Genomic DNA, 18,679 nt, shown 5'->3' on the forward strand with positions numbered 1-18,679 from the left:
TATAAAATCACATAAGATGGTATTTTATCCTCTCACCCTAAGAAAACGCAAGCACTTCCTTATCGGTTACAATATAATCCATTCGACAATCATGCGCTTCAGCCGGCAACCGTTCGATCTGTTGAAAATGATAGGCGATCCCTATACATAAAAGCGATTGATGTTTTCGTATCATTTCGATGGTTCGATCATAAAATCCACCACCATGACCCAAGCGGTATCCGTTGACATCAAACCCCACCATCGGAACCACCAGCACCGAAGGATTAACGAGAGGAGCATCGTTACGCGGCTCCAAGATACCATATTCCCCAACATCCATTGCATCACCAGGACACCACGCCCTAAACACCAATGGCTTTCCTTTGCCAAGGATGGCTGGCAATGCAAGCACGTGCTGATATCTTACTAAATCCTCGAGGATAGGAAGAGGGCTGCACTCATTTTTGATAGGAGAATAACCGGCGATCACAGCATGGTTAGGCAACGAAATATGCCGTTTAAAATGGTCACAAATCTGGAGGTCCATTTTTTCACGCTCTTGCGTTCCCAGCTTCGCCATGAGCTGATAATGATGCTTTCGCAGTATCGTTTTAAACGTCGTATTCATCCAGGAAATAACCCGAAAATTAGGAATGGCACCACCGGGGCCGTTGTGTACATGTCCTCACGAGACCCTTTATGTAAAGGTGGGTAACCATGTTCCAAGGCCACAGCCAATGAAAGAGACGGCTCCCATACTATGAGTATTGGCTCCTGGGAAATTAGACCTATAACGCGCCTAGCAGACATCCATTCCCATCTCTACTCTAGCGCTTTTCCAAGAGTTCCGCAATAGCTTCTAATGAACGCATCACTTCTGATAATTCGGGAGACCGATTTGCCTTAGCGCCAGCTTCTTCAGCCTGGCGTTTTAAACGCTCCATTTTTTGACGCAATTCCTCTATTTCATTTTCCATAAACAGGCTGGCCGTCACAATCGTCTTAATGTCTGCACCACGTTTGAGAGAACCCGCCACATCCGTTACTCTTTGATCAAAGCGTCTGGCCAAATCATGCAAATGCTCTTCTTGACCATCTTTACAGGCAATCTGATAATGATACATGCCGATTTTAATTTCAACTTGGGCCATGATACTTCTCCAAAATATCTTCCAATTCCAATAGCGGTTGCTGGATATCCTGTGAAAGATCTTTAAATTGTCCAGCCATTTCGGTGTTTTGTTTTTTTAATCGCTGACACTCATCTGTTAAGTGACGACATTGAAGTTTGGCCTTCTGAAGCTCCTGGTCAACTTCTTCCAGTTTGCGGATAAGCTCTTCTTCCTTGGCTATTTGATCCGTGACTGCACGATGAAGCCGCAAGCATAAGCCTTTGATTTCCTATTGAATCTGCTTGTTTCTCCACTGTAGTGGGCGTATTTAAAATATCTAATAACATAAATTCCTCTGGAACAGCCGACGCTCCTTCACTATATTACGACTGGCAACGCAATGATGCAACCATCGTCTTAATCGATTAGGTATAAATTATGAATTCAACTGGATTAAAGCGCCTCGAAACGTTATGGAAACGTGGCAAAGAATTTTTAGGAACGGATTACGCCATCCTCGGCGGCGCCATGTCGTGGGTCTCTGAGCGCCATTTGGTCAGCTCCACTTCGAATGCTGGAGGGTTTGGTGTTATCGCCTGCGGTTCCATGACACCCAAGCTGCTTGAAGCCGAAATCATGGCAACCCAAGCACTTACCACGAAACCATTTGGTGTTAATCTCATCACAATGCACCCCGATCTAGAAGCGCTGATTCATGTTTGTATTGATCGGTCCGTTTCACATGTGGTACTGGCAGGAGGGCTCCCGCGCTCTCAGCATATCAGCTTGCTTAAAAACGCAAACATTAAGGTCATCGGCTTTGCTCCAGCCCTTGCCATCGGCAAGAAATTAATTAAAGATGGTGTAGATGCCTTAATCATCGAGGGCATGGAAGCAGGTGGGCATATTGGCCCCGTTGCCACATCGGTGTTGGCTCAGGAAATTCTGCCAGAATTAGGACAAAAAGTTCCCATCTTTGTCGCCGGGGGAATCGGACGTGGCGAAGCCATGGTGTCTTACCTGGAAATGGGAGCTAGTGGCTGTCAGATCGGTACACTCTTGGTCTGTGCCAGCGAATCAATCGCCCACACCAATTTTAAACGTGCTTTTATCAAAGCCAATGCACGAGACGCCATCCCATCGATACAAATTGATCCCGAATTTCCGGTGATTCCCGTGCGGGCTATTACCAATAATGCATCGCGTCGGTTTATGGAATTTCAACTTCAAACCATCAAAGACTTTAAAGAAGGTAAATTCACTAAGCCTGAAGCTCAGTTGGCTATCGAACATTTTTGGGCCGGGGCGTTGCGAAAGGCGGTTATTGAAGGCGACATTGAAAACGGCTCTCTAATGGCCGGACAAAGCGTTGGTATGGTCTCAAAAGAACAACCAGTAGTCGATATATTAAATGAATTAATCAATCAAGCAGTACTCCACCTCGAAATACCCTATGATACAAGACCTTGACGGAATTTATGAATAAGGTTAGAGTGAGGATGTCGAAGGAGAATTTATGACTGAAACTGTTACGCGCGCTTATTTAGCTGATATTTTTTATAGCCGGGTTGGTATTCCTTTTACCGAATCACTCGTCCTGGTTGACACGATTCTTGATGGAATTTCAGATTCTTTGAAAAATGAAGGCCACGTGAAAATTCCTCGTTTTGGTAGTTTTACCGTTCGCAAAAAACAACCTCGGCAAGGCCGCAATCCTAAAACTGGACAGGAAGCACTTATCTCTGCTCGCAACGTGGTTAGTTTTTATCCTTCCAAAACATTAAAGAATCAAATTAATACCTAATCGTTGGGGCGGGGTACATGGGATCTAAAACGCACGATGCCTTCAGAACCATTGGGGAGGCCGCAGAGATTCTCGACCTTCCCACACACGTTCTACGTTTTTGGGAGGGTAAATTCAAAAACCAAATCCGTCCCATTAAATGTAATGGTCGACGTCTTTATGATGCCGAAAGCATCAACGCGATTAGAACCATCAAAGATTTGCTCTATCAACAAGGAATGACCATCAAAGGGGCTCAGCGTTTTCTAAAAAATAATGAGGCTCCTGAGGAAATTCCGGTTCCTCCATCTGCCGAAGCCGCCACGGGATCTTTAACCACATCGAATAAAACACTTGCAGAAATACTCGTAGAGCGGCAAGATATAGCCAGATTGACTCGGATTTATCAGGAACTGCAAACGTTTCGCAGCAAGCTCCAACGCTTGAATGAACGTTATGTTGTTGCTGAGACCGTGTAGTAATCGTTGTTTAGTGTCGGAGCGTAGCGCAGCCCGGTAGCGCACTAGTCTGGGGGACTAGGGGTCGTGGGTTCAAATCCCGCCGTTCCGACCATCCTTCGCTCCTGCGGAGCTTCGGGTGGCGTGGCCACCTGAAGATCGTTTCCACATACACCTTTGGCCTTTCACGTTCCATACACACCATGCAATTCCTAAAAACCCTGGCTCGCTTACATGAACATACCATCCTTAGCAAAAAAAAGGATATCGCCACGTTGTATGATCACAAGGAAAAGCTTGAAGAATCAATTGTCCGCCTTAAAAACACACTTGAAGAAGAAAAATCGAAACTGGGTGATGATATTTCTTTTCATCCCATTTACATCCGTTTCGTTCAGCACTCTCAGCGCACCATTACTGCACTTGGCCAATCATTAGCAACAGTCGAAGCAAGCATTGCCGTGATGGAAGAACAAATTCTTGATGCGTTTAGCGAAAAGAAAAAAGCGGACTTGCTCTTTGACCAACATCAATCCAATGAACAAACCCGTCTTCAGCGCAAAAGCAATGAACAGCTTGATGAAATAGGAATTAGGGGCTATACCAAGAACCAGAACGACCAGGAATAAGGGTAGAATAAATGGTTGATGTTTCCCACATTGTTTCCGTATATACCAAACGAGATTATTTGCCCGATACCATTGCATCCTTGATCCATCAGGATACTCAGCTTTCACGCGAGTTTATTTTTGTAGACGACTGCTCCAAAGATGATTCGGTAGAGGTGATTCGTCAATTAACACAAGGAATGCCTAACGTCACCATTGTTACCAATTCCGATAATAAAGGCCCCAGCGTCCGTTTAAACCAGGGCGCAAAACTGGCAAACGGTGCGTATCTGCATTTTCTTGATCATGATGACGTGGTACCCCAAAATGCAATCCAGGTGATGCATGACATGCTCAGCAAATACCATGGCGATTTTATCTATGGCACGTGGAAAAAAACAGGTAAACCAGGAAAAGAGTTGCTTTCATGGCGCATCGACGATCCCGATGTCTGCTTTACCCACAAAGATCCGCTACACAGTATTTTAACAGGGCGGTATAAACGCATGTGTACTCTGGTAGAACGTAACCTGTTTATCAAAGCAGGCGGTTTTGATGAAAGGATTTTTATCCAAGATGAATCCCTGCCAGTGCGATTGGCGATAAAGGCGGCCCGTTTTATCAGCACACCGGCCATCGTCAATCTCGTTCCTATTGAAATTGGTAATCTGTCGCAAAACAAATCACAGCTGAACCACGATCGGTTTCTTGCCTATTATTATGCACTTGCCGATAATCCCGACTGCGCAGAATCTTATCGCCGCCTTATGTACAGAAGGGCGATTTCGGCCGGTTGGAAACAAACACGTGGCACCCACACTCTTTCGTGGTTAACACCTATGTTTGGGCGCTATCTTTACACATTTTGGCTCAATGATGCCGTGAAGGCTTCGGTGCTTGATTCACTGTTTCATCAATTTTCTACACTGCAGAATGTGCGGCATCCTTAATGCCTCCTCCCGCACAAGAAAACACAGAGCTGTTACTTGGAAATATGGCGGTTAACGGGTTTGATTTCTGGGGTTTCCGGCGGCTTTGAACTGGGCGGTCCTGAATGGCTTTGTTGCTGAACGCCCTTTAATCCGCTTAGTATTTCCTGAGGAAGAGGCGGTCGATGGGCATCCTGAAGAACAGATGATTTCTGAGCAAGCTCTTGTGTCGGCCTTGATACGGATTCTTTACAAAACACAGCCAAATCAACTGTTTGTAATGCAGGATCAAATGTCATGAAGGTTCTAAACCCATAGACATCACCGTCCTTATCGTATGTGAGGGGAGTGTCAGCGCTAGGCCGTCTATCGGGGGCCCCCTTTGCAGTTGATACATTAAAACCAGGCCCTTGAAAACGGTCAACATTTTGATTTATATCACATGGAGGATGCTTTCTCCACTCCTGATCCATAGCATTGATGGTAGCATCCGTAAAAAATATATTTTTTTCTCCTCCATATTCTGAGGTTCCTTTAAAACCACGGAAATATTCTTTAAAAAATGTGTCACTGTCTTTAGCAGAGGTAAACACGCCTCCTGCCATATTCGTTCCATTAAATTTAGTAACATCCGCTGCACGCAGAGACCCATTTGGCAATATTTCTCCATGGGCTGCTTTAATAACATTATCTTTGTGAAAATCATCTCCCGGGGGTTGGGTTGAATCAAAAGAAATTTTCTTTTCATCCATCATATCTTTTGTTCTACCTTGCGTAGGATGCAACATATACTCATCCAGCAAGATCGTGTGATCCTTTACGACCCCTGTTTTCTTATAATGGGCCGCTTCAATAGCAACACCCAATACCAGATATCCTAGGTTGCTATATTGATGAACACCGTACTGGCCTTTACTTAAATCCTTATCGGCTATCTTGGGATCATTCAACGCATAGGGTTTTCCAGTTTCGCGTTCGCGTGGAATGCCGTCCTTTTTTTCAGGTACACATAATAAAAGTTCTGGCATGGTATACTGTTTTTCAACGCCCTGCTTATCAAACATTTTGATTTGATCGCGCGTTAAATCTCCAACTCCAGCATAATGGGTCGTCAGATCGGCTAAGGTTGCTTGTTCACTGCCTCCACCTTTAAATAAATTCTGAATGAAGCCCTGGACCTCTTTTGCTGTTGACTCTCCATAACGTTTTGTTAAATAGGCCTCAACAGCAGGTTCCTTAAAAAAATCACCGGCATTCTGTGAAAGATCCGTCAGTTTTTTGCCAGTATGTTTGCCTACTGGCGTATTGGGATCCTGCTCACCTTCTTGCTGCAATACATAAGCAAGCCCTGCATAGCGAACTTTGCTGACACTGCCCTCATTAAAGAGTGAATTTTCAGTGATTCTCTGCGGTTGATGATTGTTTTTCGAAGTGTTGAATGGATCTAATTCGGTTCGCTGTTCATGCGATTCAAAACTTCCATTTTGCATATGTATGGCACCAAACACCGTTTCCGTTTTGCCAACAGGATTCCCAACTTCCCCCAAAACTCGATCATCTTGTTTTGACATAAAACTCTATCCTATTAAGCTAAAGGACCACATTGTATACAAAACATCTTAATCGTTCGTTAAACACCGGCTATATTAGTCGATTTTCATTTGAACATGCTCATGCTCTTGCCACAATTCACGCAATTTCGCCAAACGCAGCAATCGATTAAATGCGTAGATACAGCTTTGAATAAATCCATCAACACCGTAGAGAAAATATTTTCTGAGAAAGTAACATTTAAAGAACGAAATAAACGGCGTGATGATCAAAAAAGCACTTGAAAAACGGACGCCCCGTTTGAATAAATCTTCCGCTTGCATACTCGTATAAAAATTGATTTTCTCCGTTGCATGCGTGTACGAACGAAAGCAACGATGAATGACAACTCCATCCAACTCTTTCGTTTCCTGGTTGTTTTTCATTACAACAGAATCATGGACCGTTGAATCCTTAAAGCCTGCATACTTTTTATGATAGAGGCGCAATTGCCTGGTTCCTGGAGCCCATTTCGGCAGTGTCTTCTGGAAGCGGTATAGCGCCTTTATTTTTAGTATATAGCCTTTTCTGTCCGGCTCTCCCGCCTTAAAAAGCGATTGAACTTCCTCAGCAAGCTCCGAACTGACCTCTTCATCCGCATCCAGATTTAGCAGCCAGTCATTCTTGCATAAAGACTCGCCAAACACTTTTTGCGGACCATATCCCTGCCAAGCATTCCATACCGTCCGCGCTCCTAATGTCTCAGAAACGACAATCGTTTCATCCGAGCTTCCTGAGTCAATAACGATCACTTCATCGACCCAATCCCGGACACTTTTGATGGTATGGGAAATTCGATCAGCTTCATTTTTAGCAATAATAAAGACGGAAATGGGGAGCTTTGGAGGCATCGTGGGGGACCTTATTTGTTGGCCTCCATTAAATAAGATTCTCTAGGTAAGTCAACCAAATTTAGATCCCCACCACGCCATGAGCCTACATAAAATATGGGCTCATTCACATTTTTATTGCATTTCCTTGCACTTTGGGTATTCTTACCCTCTTTACATACATAGGTGTCTTATGGCCAGAATCACTGTTGAAGATTGCGTACAGATTATTCCAAACCGTTTTGAACTGGTGGCAATTGCCAGCCAGCGGGCAAAAGATTTGTCGGCAGGTGCTCGTATGCACGTTAATCGCGACAATGATAAAAACGCCGTGGTTGCGCTGCGTGAAATCGCTGAATCAAAACTCAATATTGAACAATTACGCGAAGAGCTGGTCACCAACAATCAAAAATTACTGCAAAAAGATATTCTTGAAACAGAAACTGATTCACCAGATCTTCTCGCCGGCATCAAAGAAGAAATGGATTCACTCGTTGTCCGTGAAGAGCGTGATATCGACACTGATGAAGGTGACGATTCTTATTTATCAGAAGAAAATCTCGACGTTGACGATTAATCAAAGCGTATCATTGTTTTGATTACTATGTTCGTGGGGTAAGGGGGATAACGGCGTATGATTCATCAATATGATTTGGTGCAATTAATTAAAGCTTATGATCCCAATGTGGATGAATCGCTCATTAACAAAGCCTATCAATTTGCGCTTGAGGCTCACGGTTCGCAAAAGCGCGCCTCTGGTGATCTTTATTTTTCTCATCCGATTGAAGTCGCTGCCTTACTCACGGAAATGAAGCTCGACAGCGCATCGATTATCACTGCACTCCTTCATGATACCGTTGAAGATACCAAAATAACCCTGGAAGATATCAAAACAGAATTTGGTGAAGAAATTGCGCAACTTGTTGACGGCGTCACCAAATTAACCAAGATCAAATATCAACCTGAACATATTCGCCAAGCTGAAAATTTCAGAAAATTATTGCTGGCCATGTCGGAAGATATACGTGTATTGCTGGTCAAATTAGCTGACCGCCTTCATAATATGCGTACGCTTAAATATGTAAAATCTCCAGACAAACGTCGACGCATTGCATTAGAAACCATGGAAATCTATGCACCACTTGCCGAACGTATCGGCATTCAACAAATCAAAAATGAATTACAGGATTTGGCGTTTGCCGAACTTTATCCAGAGATACGCCAATCGATTGTTAATCGTTTTGACTATTTACGCCAACAAGGAAATGTCGTTGTTGAACGCGTTATTAACCGCATTTCAAAAGTGCTGGATAACCAAGGAATTTCAGCACAAGTGTATGGCCGTGAAAAAACGCCTTACTCCATCTGGAAAAAAATGGAGCAAAAAAATGTAAGCTTTGAACAACTTTCCGATATTATCGGCTTCAGAATTATCGTTAAAAATCTTGAAGATTGTTATCGGGCGCTCGGCGTGATTCATACGCATTTTCATACGGTTCCCAATTCTTTCCGTGATTTTATTTCAACACCCAAAACCAACGGTTACCAATCACTTCATACCGTAGTCATGGGACCAGAACGACAAGCTATCGAGATTCAAATTCGCACTGAGGAAATGCACGAAATTGCCGAGTTAGGCGTCGCCGCTCATTGGAGCTATAAAACCGGCACAACCAATAAAGAGGGCAAACAATATCGTTGGGTAAGAGAATTGCTGCATATCCTTGAAAACGCCACGGATTCTCAGGAATTCTTAGAAAACACAAAACTCGAAATGTATTATGATCACGTTTTTTGTTTTACCCCACGCGGCGATGTGATTATGTTGCCCGTTGGCAGTACGCCCGTTGATTTTGCGTATGCTGTGCATTCTGATATTGGCAATAGTTGCGTTGGCTCTAAAGTGAATTCGCGTGTGGTGCCACTCAATACCGAATTAAAAAATGGTGATCAGGTTGAAATTATCCGTTCAAAAAATCAGGTTCCTTCTCCAGGTTGGCTTGATTTTGCTGTAACAGGAAAAGCAAAAACCGAAATCAAACGTTACATTAAAGATCAACAAAAAAGCGAATATGTTAAACTTGGCATCGCCATTATCAAAAAAATTCTTGCTGAACAAAATATCGAGTTTAATGATACGATTATTGAACCGCTTCTGCATATCTTCAGCCGCAAAACATTAGATGATCTTTACAGCGCCATTGGTGATGGATCCATTTCACACAGCGAACTTTCCACCGGATTATTTCCTAATAAAAAACCGTTGGCCAAACGCAAGAGTGCTTTTTCGCTGTTACGATTTAAGGATAAAACTGACAAAAAAGAATCTGCTATCTCGCTTAAAGGACTTGTTCCTGGCATGGCCATTCATTTTGCAAAATGTTGTCATCCTCTTCCTGGTGATGAAATTATAGGCATTACGAATGCAGGAAAAGGCATAACCATTCACACCACCGATTGTGAAGCACTTGAAGCATTTGCCAACAATCCAGAACAACTTGTAGACGTCTCCTGGGAAAAACAAAGCAATGATGAAATTCATATTGGCCGTATCCGCGTTGTGCTTTCACACGAAGCAGGAAGCCTTGCCACGTTGGCAATGTCTGTTTATAAAGGCCTTGGCAATATTCGAAATTTAAAAATAACGCATCGCTCACATGATTTCTTTGAAATGATATTAGATATTGAAGTCCGCGGAGCTGGCCACTTAAACAACATAATGGCTGCGTTGCGAAGTGAGACTTGCATTTATTCTGTTGAGCGTGTAAGAGGTTCAAAGAATTAATTACGTTGCAGTTATGAAACCGATTCGACTTGGCGTCAATATTGATCATGTCGCAACCATTCGAAACGCCCGTGGCGGAGATTATCCCGACCCCTTGCGTGCCGCATTGCTTGCACAAGACACCGGAGCTGATGGCATTACCATCCATTTGCGTGAAGACCGTCGTCATATCATTGATGGCGATGTTGGGCGTATTAAATCAGCCATACGCTTGCCACTGAATTTAGAAATGGCCGCCACCGATGAAATGGTTGCCATTGCACTCAGAACACGACCACATGCCGTTTGCTTTGTGCCAGAGCGCCGCCAGGAAATTACCACCGAAGGAGGATTAAATCTTTCTGTGCTTCAAGAAGATCTTCGTACAAAAATTCAATGCATCAAACAAGCTGGTATAAAAGTATCGTTATTTATTGAACCAGAAATAGCACATATCAAACTTGCAAAAGAATTAGATGCCGATATCGTAGAGTTGCACACTGGCAAATATTGTTCATCTACAGCAGAACAACAACACACAGAATTGGAAAAAATTATGCGTGCTGCAGCCTTCACCCAGCAAGTTGGACTTGAATGTCACGCAGGACATGGTATATCTTATGCCACGGTTGAACCAATTGCTGCAATAGTGGATATTGTGGAATTAAATATTGGTCATTTTCTTATTGGGGAAGCCATTTTTGTGGGTTTGTCAGAAAGTGTCCGTCACATGAAAATGCTGATAAATAAGGCGCGAGGGATATGATCATTGGACTTGGAAGCGATATTGTTAACATACAACGCATGGTGGATTTAATAAAACGCCATCCTCAACGTGCATTTAACAAAATTCTCAGCAAAAAAGAACATTCTGATCTCAGCCTTATTAAAAAAGAAGACCTGATTAAACAGGCAACATTTCTGGCTAAACGGTTTGCTGCAAAGGAAGCCTGTGTTAAAGCACTTGGGACTGGATTTAGAAACGGTATTAAATTTTCTGACATTATCGTTTCACACGACCCACTTGGAAAACCACTTCTGATCCTAGAAAACAAAGCGAAACTGTTTTTAGATGAAAAAATCAATAAGGGTTTTCGCCCTCAAATTGATATCACGCTTTCTGACGATTTTCCTATTGCCCAAGCAATTGTGATCTTTTCTATTGTTAAAAACTAGCTGTGGATAAATCTGGGGATGTTCTATAGGACAACCCACCGCACAACTACGTGCATGGCTTGCTATTCACGTTATCCCCTGTTTCTAACCATTTTTATCCTAATGTTTATCCACATCTTTTTGTTTCTGTTTTTAAATGTGTACAACGTGATTTACGTGGATAATTAATTTTCCCTGTTATTCACATGGCTTGGTTTGTGGATAATTAATTTTCCTTCAAAAACCCTCTTTTTCCATTATATATATATGAAAAGAAGTAACCATCAAACATCATTATCTTACGCTATTATCCACTCACTTATCCACATTGACATTTTTTCACAGATTGCGCATAACTCTGAGGATAACATGCGGATAACCTTATCCTCGTTATTCGCGCCCTACTATAATTATCTATATAAAGAATATATCTATAAGATATTTTTTTGTTATAATCCCTGTTTCGTTTTCAGATTGAACCAGGATATAACATGACAGATCTCACTTCCAAAGCCATGCTTCAAACCTTATCAGGTAAAAAGCCTCATAGGACACCTGTCTGGTTTATGAGACAAGCAGGACGCTATTTACCTGAATATCGTGAAATACGTTCAACCATCGATAGTTTTTTAAGCTTATGTTATACTCCAAAACTTGCCTGTGAAGTAACCCTTCAACCTCTTAGACGTTTTGATCTTGATGCAGCTATTTTGTTTTCAGATATTTTAGTTGTGCTTGATGCCCTAGATATTCAAGTGAAATTTGAAAAAACCGGCGGACCCGTTGTTGAAAAAGTAACAGCAGAGACACTTCCGATATTTTCAGAAAATAGATTTCATCAAACACTTTCTCCCGTATATGAGACGATTGATTTGATCAAACAGAAATTGCCAAAACATGTTGCGTTTATTGGATTTTCAGGAGCGCCATGGACGTTAGCCTGCTATGCCATTAATGGTTCAGGTAATCATCACTTCACTGAAACACGCGTATTTGCGTATCGTTATCCCCAGGTATTTGCCACATTAATTGAAACGCTTACGGATGCTATTATCGTTTATCTGGAAAAACAAATTGAATCAGGCGTAGAAATAATTCAGCTATTTGACTCATGGTCTGGCATTTTGCCAGAAACAGAGTTTGAACAATGGGTCATAAAACCAACCGCTAAGATTGTGCATGCCCTGGCACAAAAATATCCGCATATTCCTGTGATTGGTTTTCCACGTGGTGCCGGTTATCATTATGAACGTTATGTGGAGCAATGCCAGGTTAAGGCTGTTGGAATCGATACTTGTGTTCCACTCCATGCGATGAAACAGTTGCAATCAAAAACAGTTGTTCAAGGAAATTTAGATCCGTTGGTTCTGGCGATCAATGCGAAAAAGGCAGTTGAAGAAACACAGCGAATGTTACATCAGCTGGATCAAAACAAGATGATATTTAATCTGGGTCATGGTATAGTTCCTGAAACGCCCATTGAACATGTTGAGTCGGTGCTTCGAACAATCAGGGATAGATAATGGAAAAATCACCTTACACAGCAGCAGTATTGATTATCGGAAATGAAATTCTTTCTGGACGAACATTAGACAGCAATGGCAATTATCTAGCTAAACAACTGGTTGCTTTAGGAATTAACCTGGAAGAAATTCGATCGATTCCTGATAGAACAGAAACGATTATCAGCCATATCAATGAACTGCGAAAAAAGGTGACGTATGTTTTTACCACGGGTGGAATTGGCCCCACGCATGATGATATTACGTCAGAAGCCGTAGCTCAGGCATTTGGTGTTTCATTGATTTGCCACCCTGAGGCTTATCTTCGATTAGAGAAACATTATGGCAAAGACGATTTAAATGAAGCCCGCATTAAAATGGCGTATGTTCCTTCTGGGGCACAATTGATTGATAACCCCATTAGTGCTGCACCTGGATTTAACCTTGAAAATGTTTATGTATTTGCAGGGGTTCCTAAAATTATGCAAGCCATGTTTGATTTCATTAAGCCGATGTTAAAAGGTGGAACTCCAGTTGAAAGTAAAACGGTGGAGTTGATGGTGACAGAAGGGACGATTGCGGCCAGTCTCTCAGACATTCAATCTCAGTTTCCTGATGTTGAAATTGGTAGCTACCCTTTTATCCATCAGGGAAAATTAGGAACAGCCTTAGTGGCAAGATCAAATGATTCAACGCGTTTGAATCAAGCTCACCTGGCGCTTATGCAATTAGCAACACAATGTAAATAAGGATTTATATGGAAAATGCCTATCTATGGTTTAAAGCACTACATTTGATTTCGGTTATTTCGTGGATGGCTGGGTTATTATATCTGCCGAGGATTTATGTGTATCATTGTGCAGCAACGCCTGGGTCGGAACAAGACCAAACATTTAAAACGATGGAGCGCAAATTATTGCGCTATATCATGAATCCGGCGATGATTGCCACCTTTTTGTTTGGTGGAATACTGATCATGATCATAGCTGTAAATGGGATGCCAAAATGGCTGCATGTAAAATTAGGTTTGGTCTTAATTATGGCTGCTTTCCATATGATGTTAGCTAAATATCGCAAGGATTTTGAAATAGGCCAACATAAAAAATCAGCACGGTTTTTCAAGATGATTAATGAGATTCCAACCGTTCTTATGATCGTCATTATTATTTTAGCAGTGGTAAAGCCATTTTAAGGGTTGGGAATAGATTTCCCAATGGGTGAGAGGTGGGCTGGATGCTTAACAGGCAAAGACTAATGAAACTTGACTTTATGATTGTTTTTATATAGGATAATACTCAGGATCGCGAAGAAAGCGGTCATTATCATTATTATTATATCCCCCCCACCATTCAAATTTCCATTTATTCCAAAAAGAGAATCCCTATGTCTGATACTGAAAATCGCAATGCAAGCGATCAACGCCCCGATGAAACTGCGCTACCTGAAAAACCAAGAAATTTAGTTAATCTAAAAGATATCAAAAAATTATCTCCTGAACAATTGCTGGAACATGCTGAAAAATATCAGGTTGAAAATGCAGGTGGCATGCTAAAACAGGATCTTATTTTCTGTATCCTTAAACATATTGCTGAAGACGAGCATAGCGGCGTACAGGGAGAGGGTGTAGTTGAAGTCATGCAGGATGGGTTTGGCTTTATGCGTTCGCCTGAATCTAATTATCTGCCAGGACCAGACGATATTTACGTTTCACCGGCTCAGGTTAAGAAATTTGGTTTGCGTAAGGGTGACACAGTATCGGGTTTAATCCGGGCACCCAAACAAGGAGAGCGCTATTTTTCCTTACAAAAAATTGATCAGATCAATTTTAAACCTATTGAAAAATCACGTTATGCGAATTTTGAGAATTTAACAGCGTTGTATCCTGAAGAAAAAATTGACCTCAACACAAAAGATCCAACCAAAGATATTTTAAGCACCCGTATTATCGAATTGGTATCGCCTTTGGGTAAAGGGCAACGTGCCTTAATTGTGGCTCCTCCACGTACCGGTAAAACGATGCTGTTGCAAAATATTGCTCACGCCATTACTGAAAATCACCCTGAAATGTATCTGATTGTGTTGTTGATTGACGAACGTCCAGAGGAAGTAACCGACATGGCGCGTTCTGTTAAGGGCGAAGTCGTCAGTTCTACCTTTGACGAGCCAGCATCACGTCACGTCCAGGTAGCTGAAATGGTAATCGAAAAAGCAAAACGTCTGGTTGAAAATAAATATGATGTAGTGATTCTGCTTGATTCTATTACCCGTTTGGCCCGCGCGTATAATACCGTTGTTCCTTCATCTGGAAAAGTACTGACCGGAGGCGTTGATGCTAATGCACTTCAGCGTCCAAAACGTTTCTTTGGTGCTGCCCGTAATTGTGAAAATGGAGGATCTCTCACCATTATAGCAACGTCATTGGTAGATACGGGTTCAAAAATGGATGAAGTTATTTTTGAAGAATTCAAGGGAACGGGCAATTCTGAAATTGTCTTAGACCGAAAAATTGCAGATAAACGTATCTTCCCGGCCATGGATGTTACCAAATCGGGTACACGTAAAGAAGAATTATTGCTGGATAAAGCCCGTTTACAGAAAATGTGGATGTTGCGCCGGATTCTTATGCCTATGGGTGGTGCGGACGCAATCGAATTCTTGATAAGTAAATTAAAAAATACTAAAAATAACGAAGATTTCTTCGAGTCTATGAATTCCTAAGGGGATTTTAGTAGCGACTTGTTAAGGAATTTTCACTATTCTTTTTCGGGTGTAACGTTTTAAAGCGTCGCTTTTTTTGATGGTTTTAGATAAGGATTTTAGATATGGCAAGACCTAAAGTAGCTCTCATTGGAGCAGGAAATATTGGTGGAACGTTGGCACATTTGGCAAGCCAGGAAAACTGGGATGTTGTATTGCTTGATAGAACAGAGGGCGTTGCCAAAGGAAAAGCACTTGATTTGTCGCAAACCTGCGCTATCGATGGATATGTGAGCCGAATGGAAGGCACGGATTCTTATGAAAATATCAAAGGTGCCGATGTTGTTATCGTCACCGCTGGAATTGCCCGTAAGCCAGGAATGAGCCGTGATGATCTGGTGAATACGAATACCGATATCATTAAAATAGTCGGTGAAGGCATTAAACAATACGCACCACATGCATTTGTCATTGTGATTACCAACCCGCTTGATGCGATGGTCTGGGTGATGCGCGAAGTAACAGGGTTCCCTGCCGCTAAAGTCGTGGGTATGGCTGGCGTGCTCGATTCTGCTCGTTTCCGTCACTTTTTAGCAGATGCCATGAATGTATCAATTGAAGATGTCACGGCTTGTGTAATGGGTGGTCATGGAGATACCATGGTGCCGATTGTGCGCCTTTCAACGGTTGCTGGTATTCCTCTTCCTGCTTTGATTAAAATGGGATGGATGACCCAGGAAAAACTCGATACGATTGTTCAGCGTACCCGTGATGGCGGTGCTGAAATAGTGGGACTCCTTAAAACGGGTTCGGCGTATTATGCTCCGGCTGCATCGGCTATTGAAATGGCCAAATCCTATCTTGAAAACAAACGTAGGGTGTTGCCATGTGCGGCGCTTTTGAATGGCGAATATGGCGTCAAAGGCCTGTATGTAGGGGTTCCAGTTATTATTGGCGCTAACGGCGTAGAAAGAATCGTTGAGATTGAGCTTACACCCGAAGAGAAAAAGATGTTCGATCAATCGGTCGAGGCTGTGAAGGCTTTGGTTGCATCTATCACTCTTACCGTCTAGTATAAGAATATTACGATAGTTGAAAATAAATTAGGCTTGAAAAATCAAGCATTCGTGCTATGGTTGCGAACGTTCTCCTGCGGAGGGCGTTCGTTTTTTTTCTGTTTTTTTGATCACAAAAGGGTCGGTCATGAATATCCATGAATACCAAGGTAAACAACTTCTTAAGAAGTTTGGCATAAAAGTTCCCGAGGGCCGAGTTGCCTTCACGCCTCAAGAGGCCGAAAAGGAAGCGCAGATTCTCCAAAGCGAAACTGGTTCGAAAATCATTGTTGTGAAAGCGCAAATTCATGCTGGTGGCCGTGGTAAGGCTGGTGGCGTTAAGTTATGCAAAACACCGCATGAAGCAAAAGAAATTGCTCAAGAAATGCTTGGCAAAATTCTGGTGACGCACCAAACAGGACCTGAAGGCCGTGAAGTAAAGCGCCTTTATATTGAGTCGGGCACGGATATTAAAAAAGAATATTATCTGGGTATTGTTGTTGACCGCGAAACAAGTCGCGTTACCTTCATGGTGTCAACCGAAGGTGGTGTTGATATTGAAGAAGTGGCTGCGCATCATCCAGAAAAAATCCAAATGGTGTCCATCGATCCTGCTTCGGGATTCCAGGATTTCCATGCACGAAAACTTGGATTTGGTTTGGGGTTTGAAGGGGCTCAATTAAAAGAGTTCGTTAAATTGGCTGCCAAATTTTATAGAGCATTTGTTGAAACCGATGCTAGCCAGTTGGAAATTAACCCGTTGGTCGTTACCGGTACCGGTGAAATTATCCCGCTGGATGCTAAGTTTAACTTTGATTCTAATGCACTTTATCGTCATAAAGATATCGAAGATATGCGCGATGAAAACGAAGAAGATCCAATGGAGCTTCGTGCTAGCAAAGCAAGTCTCAGCTACGTAAAAATGGATGGCTCGATTGGCTGTATGGTCAATGGTGCCGGCCTTGCTATGGCAACCATGGATATTATTAAACTCTATGGCCAAAGTCCGGCTAACTTTTTGGACGTGGGTGGTGGTGCTACCAAAGAGCGCGTCATTGAGGCGTTTAGAATCATTTTATCGGATCCAAACGTCAAAGCAATTCTGGTCAATATTTTTGGCGGAATCATGCGTTGCGACATCATTGCAGAAGGCGTCATTGCCGCAGCTAAGGAAGTCGGTTTGAACGTTCCATTGGTGGTCCGTCTGGAAGGTACCAATGTGGATCTTGGAAAAGAAATACTCAATAAATCAGGTTTGGCTATTACATCAGCAGATAATCTGGCTGATGCCGCTCAAAAAGTAGTCAATGCCGTTGCTAAGGAGGCCGCATAATGTCAGTACTTGTCGGTAAAAACACAAAAGTCATTTGCCAGGGGTTCACCGGAGAGCAAGGTACATTCCACTCTACGCAGGCAATCGCCTATGGAACAAACATGGTAGGAGGAGTGACTCCTGGAAAGGGTGGTTCTAAACACCTTGATTTGCCAGTCTTTAATACGGTTGATGAGGCCGTTCATACGACAGGCGCTACGGCATCTGTTATTTATGTCCCGCCTGCATTTGCAGCGGATGCCATCTTAGAGGCGATTGATGCTGGAGTTGAGCTTGCGGTTTGTATCACGGAAGGCATTCCTGTGCTTGACATGGTGCGGGTAAAACGTGCGCTTAGTGGGAGCAAAACGCGCCTTATTGGCCCTAATTGCCCAGGTGTCATTACTCCGGGTGAATGTAAAATTGGTATTATGCCAGGCCATATCCATACGCGTGGAAAAATTGGTATCGTTTCTCGTTCTGGCACGTTGACATATGAAGCGGTTGCACAAACAACGGCAGCTGGACTGGGTCAGACAACATGTATCGGTATCGGTGGTGATCCAGTGAATGGCACCAATTTCGTTGATTGCCTGGAATTGTTTTTAGGCGATGATGAGACACAGGGTATAATCATGATCGGTGAAATTGGAGGCAGCGCAGAAGAAGAAGCTGCAGCATTCCTCAAATCACAAAAAACGAAAAAACCGGTTGTTGGGTTTATCGCGGGTCGTACAGCTCCTCCAGGACGACGCATGGGCCATGCTGGCGCGATTGTTTCTGGTGGCAAAGGTGGTGCTGATGCAAAAATCGACGCTATGAAGTCGGCAGGTATGGTTGTTACGGATTCTCCTGCGACCATCGGCGAGACAATGCTGAAAGTGATGAAAGCTGCTTAACCT

Annotated in this window: 21 protein-coding genes and 1 tRNA gene; 17 read left to right on the forward strand and 5 right to left on the reverse strand. The window is 42.8% G+C overall.

Annotated elements, in window-relative coordinates; genetic code table 11:
• Window positions 1-37 precede the first annotated feature (37 nt).
• The 3 genes from IPP74_05590 to IPP74_05600 all read right to left on the reverse strand — a co-directional run bounded on the left by IPP74_05590 (window position 38) and on the right by IPP74_05600 (window position 1,365).
• Window positions 38-610, reverse strand: coding sequence for a 5-formyltetrahydrofolate cyclo-ligase (locus IPP74_05590; GenBank protein MBL0318745.1), 573 nt, complete (start codon window positions 608-610; stop codon window positions 38-40).
• Window positions 611-809: 199 nt separating this feature from the next.
• Window positions 810-1,133 (reverse strand): cell division protein ZapA, encoded by a 324-nt coding sequence (locus tag IPP74_05595; protein ID MBL0318746.1) that lies wholly within the window; start codon window positions 1,131-1,133, stop codon window positions 810-812.
• Window positions 1,120-1,365 carry a hypothetical protein gene (locus IPP74_05600; protein MBL0318747.1) on the reverse strand — a complete coding sequence of 82 codons (246 nt, stop codon included), beginning with the start codon at window positions 1,363-1,365 and terminating at the stop codon, window positions 1,120-1,122. Before IPP74_05600 ends, IPP74_05595 begins: the two co-directional genes overlap by 14 nt.
• A 167-nt stretch (window positions 1,366-1,532) precedes the next feature.
• On the opposite strand from IPP74_05600, the gene IPP74_05605 reads away from it, so the two are divergent.
• From IPP74_05605 to IPP74_05630, 6 genes are all read left to right on the forward strand, one after another.
• Window positions 1,533-2,564, forward strand: a complete 1,032-nt coding sequence (locus tag IPP74_05605) for a nitronate monooxygenase (GenBank protein ID MBL0318748.1) — start codon at window positions 1,533-1,535, stop codon at window positions 2,562-2,564.
• Between the two features lie 46 nt (window positions 2,565-2,610).
• On the forward strand, window positions 2,611-2,898 hold the full coding sequence (locus IPP74_05610) for an integration host factor subunit alpha (protein ID MBL0318749.1): 288 nt from the start codon (window positions 2,611-2,613) through the stop codon (window positions 2,896-2,898).
• 17 nt (window positions 2,899-2,915) lie between these two features.
• Complete coding sequence (locus IPP74_05615) at window positions 2,916-3,356, forward strand: MerR family transcriptional regulator (GenBank protein MBL0318750.1); 441 nt, start codon at window positions 2,916-2,918, stop codon at window positions 3,354-3,356.
• Between the two features lie 17 nt (window positions 3,357-3,373).
• Window positions 3,374-3,450: transfer RNA gene (locus IPP74_05620), tRNA-Pro, on the forward strand.
• Window positions 3,451-3,538: 88 nt separating this feature from the next.
• Complete coding sequence (locus IPP74_05625; protein ID MBL0318751.1) at window positions 3,539-3,964, forward strand: flagellar FliJ family protein; 426 nt, start codon at window positions 3,539-3,541, stop codon at window positions 3,962-3,964.
• Window positions 3,965-3,975: 11 nt separating this feature from the next.
• Window positions 3,976-4,893: a glycosyltransferase family 2 protein gene (locus IPP74_05630; protein ID MBL0318752.1), complete on the forward strand. Its 918-nt coding sequence runs from the start codon at window positions 3,976-3,978 to the stop codon at window positions 4,891-4,893.
• A 32-nt stretch (window positions 4,894-4,925) separates the two neighbouring features.
• Here IPP74_05630 and IPP74_05635 read toward each other — a convergent pair whose 3' ends face one another.
• Together IPP74_05635 and IPP74_05640 are read right to left on the reverse strand one after the other, a co-directional pair.
• A complete protein-coding gene (locus IPP74_05635; protein ID MBL0318753.1) occupies window positions 4,926-6,443 on the reverse strand; it encodes a serine hydrolase in 1,518 nt (505 codons plus the stop codon).
• A 75-nt stretch (window positions 6,444-6,518) separates the two neighbouring features.
• Window positions 6,519-7,313 carry a glycosyltransferase family 2 protein gene (locus IPP74_05640; protein ID MBL0318754.1) on the reverse strand — a complete coding sequence of 265 codons (795 nt, stop codon included), beginning with the start codon at window positions 7,311-7,313 and terminating at the stop codon, window positions 6,519-6,521.
• Between the two features lie 172 nt (window positions 7,314-7,485).
• On the opposite strand from IPP74_05640, the gene IPP74_05645 reads away from it, so the two are divergent.
• The 11 genes from IPP74_05645 (at window position 7,486) to sucD (ending at window position 18,676) form a co-directional block, all read left to right on the forward strand.
• Window positions 7,486-7,869 carry a DNA-directed RNA polymerase subunit omega gene (locus tag IPP74_05645; protein MBL0318755.1) on the forward strand — a complete coding sequence of 128 codons (384 nt, stop codon included), beginning with the start codon at window positions 7,486-7,488 and terminating at the stop codon, window positions 7,867-7,869.
• Window positions 7,870-7,926: 57 nt separating this feature from the next.
• Window positions 7,927-10,077 (forward strand): bifunctional (p)ppGpp synthetase/guanosine-3',5'-bis(diphosphate) 3'-pyrophosphohydrolase, encoded by a 2,151-nt coding sequence (locus IPP74_05650; protein ID MBL0318756.1) that lies wholly within the window; start codon window positions 7,927-7,929, stop codon window positions 10,075-10,077.
• 13 nt (window positions 10,078-10,090) lie between these two features.
• A complete protein-coding gene (locus tag IPP74_05655; protein MBL0318757.1) occupies window positions 10,091-10,822 on the forward strand; it encodes a pyridoxine 5'-phosphate synthase in 732 nt (243 codons plus the stop codon).
• Entirely contained in the window at window positions 10,819-11,232 is a 414-nt protein-coding gene (gene acpS / locus IPP74_05660; GenBank protein ID MBL0318758.1) for a holo-ACP synthase, read from the forward strand. The genes IPP74_05655 and acpS overlap by 4 nt, the downstream gene beginning before the upstream one ends.
• Window positions 11,233-11,702: 470 nt before the next feature.
• Window positions 11,703-12,734 (forward strand): uroporphyrinogen decarboxylase, encoded by a 1,032-nt coding sequence (locus IPP74_05665; GenBank protein MBL0318759.1) that lies wholly within the window; start codon window positions 11,703-11,705, stop codon window positions 12,732-12,734.
• A complete protein-coding gene (locus IPP74_05670) occupies window positions 12,734-13,462 on the forward strand; it encodes a competence/damage-inducible protein A (GenBank protein ID MBL0318760.1) in 729 nt (242 codons plus the stop codon). Before IPP74_05665 ends, IPP74_05670 begins: the two co-directional genes overlap by 1 nt.
• A gap of 8 nt (window positions 13,463-13,470) precedes the next feature.
• Window positions 13,471-13,905: a protoporphyrinogen oxidase HemJ gene (hemJ, locus tag IPP74_05675; GenBank protein ID MBL0318761.1), complete on the forward strand. Its 435-nt coding sequence runs from the start codon at window positions 13,471-13,473 to the stop codon at window positions 13,903-13,905.
• A 191-nt stretch (window positions 13,906-14,096) separates the two neighbouring features.
• A complete protein-coding gene (gene rho / locus IPP74_05680; protein ID MBL0318762.1) occupies window positions 14,097-15,431 on the forward strand; it encodes a transcription termination factor Rho in 1,335 nt (444 codons plus the stop codon).
• Between the two features lie 104 nt (window positions 15,432-15,535).
• Window positions 15,536-16,483, forward strand: coding sequence for a malate dehydrogenase (gene mdh, locus IPP74_05685; protein MBL0318763.1), 948 nt, complete (start codon window positions 15,536-15,538; stop codon window positions 16,481-16,483).
• A 130-nt stretch (window positions 16,484-16,613) separates the two neighbouring features.
• Entirely contained in the window at window positions 16,614-17,798 is a 1,185-nt protein-coding gene (gene sucC / locus IPP74_05690; protein MBL0318764.1) for an ADP-forming succinate--CoA ligase subunit beta, read from the forward strand.
• Window positions 17,798-18,676, forward strand: a complete 879-nt coding sequence (gene sucD / locus IPP74_05695) for a succinate--CoA ligase subunit alpha (GenBank protein ID MBL0318765.1) — start codon at window positions 17,798-17,800, stop codon at window positions 18,674-18,676. The genes sucC and sucD overlap by 1 nt, the downstream gene beginning before the upstream one ends.
• Window positions 18,677-18,679: the final 3 nt, after the last annotated feature.

The organism is Alphaproteobacteria bacterium (assembly GCA_016722515.1).
Classification (GTDB): Bacteria; Pseudomonadota; Alphaproteobacteria; order Rickettsiales; family JADKJE01; genus JADKJE01.

Excerpts from the sequence above, each read along its gene's own strand:
- IPP74_05605 (MBL0318748.1), top strand. The coding sequence starts at position 1,533 with ATGAATTCAACTGGATTAAAGCGCCTCGAAACGTTATGGAAACGTGGC.
- hemJ (MBL0318761.1), top strand. The coding sequence starts at position 13,471 with ATGGAAAATGCCTATCTATGGTTTAAAGCACTACATTTGATTTCGGTT.
- IPP74_05590 (MBL0318745.1), bottom strand. The coding sequence starts at position 610 with ATGAATACGACGTTTAAAACGATACTGCGAAAGCATCATTATCAGCTC.
- mdh (MBL0318763.1), top strand. The coding sequence starts at position 15,536 with ATGGCAAGACCTAAAGTAGCTCTCATTGGAGCAGGAAATATTGGTGGA.
- IPP74_05665 (MBL0318759.1), top strand. The coding sequence starts at position 11,703 with ATGACAGATCTCACTTCCAAAGCCATGCTTCAAACCTTATCAGGTAAA.
- IPP74_05610 (MBL0318749.1), top strand. The coding sequence starts at position 2,611 with ATGACTGAAACTGTTACGCGCGCTTATTTAGCTGATATTTTTTATAGC.
- rho (MBL0318762.1), top strand. The coding sequence starts at position 14,097 with ATGTCTGATACTGAAAATCGCAATGCAAGCGATCAACGCCCCGATGAA.
- acpS (MBL0318758.1), top strand. The coding sequence starts at position 10,819 with ATGATCATTGGACTTGGAAGCGATATTGTTAACATACAACGCATGGTG.
- IPP74_05655 (MBL0318757.1), top strand. The coding sequence starts at position 10,091 with ATGAAACCGATTCGACTTGGCGTCAATATTGATCATGTCGCAACCATT.
- IPP74_05615 (MBL0318750.1), top strand. The coding sequence starts at position 2,916 with ATGGGATCTAAAACGCACGATGCCTTCAGAACCATTGGGGAGGCCGCA.
- sucD (MBL0318765.1), top strand. The coding sequence starts at position 17,798 with ATGTCAGTACTTGTCGGTAAAAACACAAAAGTCATTTGCCAGGGGTTC.
- sucC (MBL0318764.1), top strand. The coding sequence starts at position 16,614 with ATGAATATCCATGAATACCAAGGTAAACAACTTCTTAAGAAGTTTGGC.
- IPP74_05625 (MBL0318751.1), top strand. The coding sequence starts at position 3,539 with ATGCAATTCCTAAAAACCCTGGCTCGCTTACATGAACATACCATCCTT.
- IPP74_05640 (MBL0318754.1), bottom strand. The coding sequence starts at position 7,313 with ATGCCTCCAAAGCTCCCCATTTCCGTCTTTATTATTGCTAAAAATGAA.
- IPP74_05670 (MBL0318760.1), top strand. The coding sequence starts at position 12,734 with ATGGAAAAATCACCTTACACAGCAGCAGTATTGATTATCGGAAATGAA.
- IPP74_05595 (MBL0318746.1), bottom strand. The coding sequence starts at position 1,133 with ATGGCCCAAGTTGAAATTAAAATCGGCATGTATCATTATCAGATTGCC.
- IPP74_05650 (MBL0318756.1), top strand. The coding sequence starts at position 7,927 with ATGATTCATCAATATGATTTGGTGCAATTAATTAAAGCTTATGATCCC.
- IPP74_05635 (MBL0318753.1), bottom strand. The coding sequence starts at position 6,443 with ATGTCAAAACAAGATGATCGAGTTTTGGGGGAAGTTGGGAATCCTGTT.
- IPP74_05645 (MBL0318755.1), top strand. The coding sequence starts at position 7,486 with ATGGCCAGAATCACTGTTGAAGATTGCGTACAGATTATTCCAAACCGT.
- IPP74_05630 (MBL0318752.1), top strand. The coding sequence starts at position 3,976 with ATGGTTGATGTTTCCCACATTGTTTCCGTATATACCAAACGAGATTAT.